At 75.2% G+C, this 1,325-nt stretch carries 1 protein-coding gene; it reads left to right on the top strand.

The window, feature by feature from the left end; genetic code table 11:
• Window positions 1-161: 161 nt before the first annotated feature.
• The coding region (locus AC5LUJ_RS13275; protein ID WP_493465015.1) for a polyketide synthase dehydratase domain-containing protein at window positions 162-1,325 on the top strand (1,164 nt) is incomplete at its 3' end.

Below are 1,325 nucleotides of genomic sequence, written 5' to 3'. Positions count from 1 at the left end.
CGGCCGGGGCGGCGGGGCCGGCGGTAGCGCCGGGCGGGCGGGACGTCCGGCGGACGCGGCGCACGCTGTCGATCGAGACGATGCCGTACATCATCGATCACTGTTTCTACCGGCAGCCGCCGGGGTGGCCGCACCTCGCCGACAGGTTCCCGGTGATCCCGATGACCACCGTGCTGGAGATGATGATCGGCCAGGCGCGGGCGGCCGTGCCCGGCCGTGTCGTCGTCGGCGTCACCGACGTCCGGGCCCTGCGCTGGCTGGCGATCGAGCCGGCGGTCGAGGTGACCATCACCACGACCGTCCTGCCGGCCGCGGCCGGGCAGGGCCCGCCGGGAGCGGGCAGGAGCGCGGTGCGGGTGAGCATCGACGGGTACGCGCACGGCACGGTCATCCTCGCCGACGCCTTCCCGCCGGGGCCGGCGCCGTCGGCGGAGCCCCTGCCCGAGCCGTGTGACGACACGCTGGTGGACGGGCCGTCGATCTACCGTGCCGGACGGCTGTTCCACGGCCCCGGCTACCAGGGGCTGGTCACGGCCGGGCCGGTCTCCCCCGGGGGCGTCCAGGGGGAGCTCGTCGTGACGAGCGCGCCCGGTGCGCTGCTCGACGCCGCGGGCCAGCTGTTCGGCTACTGGCCGCGGGAGCATCTCGCCGCGGACTGGCTGCTGCTGCCCTCGGCCCTGCGCGGCGTGCGTTTCTTCGGCCCGCACCCGGCCGTGGGGGAGCGGCTGACCTGCACGGTGTGGATACGGGATGTCCGGGACAGCGCCATCACCGCCGATCTGGAGCTACGCGCCGCGGACGGCACGGTGTGGGCGCGTGTCGAGGGCTGGACCGACCGCCGGTTCTCCCAGGACGAGCTGATGTGGGCGATGCTGCTGCGGCCGGCGCGCAACGCCGTCGCCGAACGGGCCGCCGGCGGCTGGGTGCTCGCCCGGGAGCACTGGGCGGACACCGCCTCCCGCGAGCTCGTCACGCGCTACCACCTCGACACCGACGAGCGCGCCGTCCTGGCGGCGAAGCATCCCAGGGCCGCGCGGGAGTGGCTGCTCGGACGGATCGCCGTGAAGGACGCCGTCCGCCACTGGCTGTGGGACAACGGCGCCACCGACGTGTGGGGCATCGAGATCGGCGTGTCGGACGAGGGCTCCGGACGCCCGGTGATCGACCGGCTGCCGGTACGTGACGGCGTGCCGGCCACACCCCCGCGGGCCGCCGTGGCGCACACGGCGTTCCTCGCGGTGGCGGTCGTGCATCCCGATGGCGCGGTTGGCATCGACATCGAACGGGTGATGCCGCTTACGCCAGGGACAGCGGCAGCGGCGGGG

This window comes from Protofrankia sp. CiP1_Cm_nod3 (assembly GCF_982290655.1).
The sequence above is the reverse complement of the archived record's forward strand: the minus strand, read 5'-3'. Positions and strand labels throughout refer to the sequence as shown.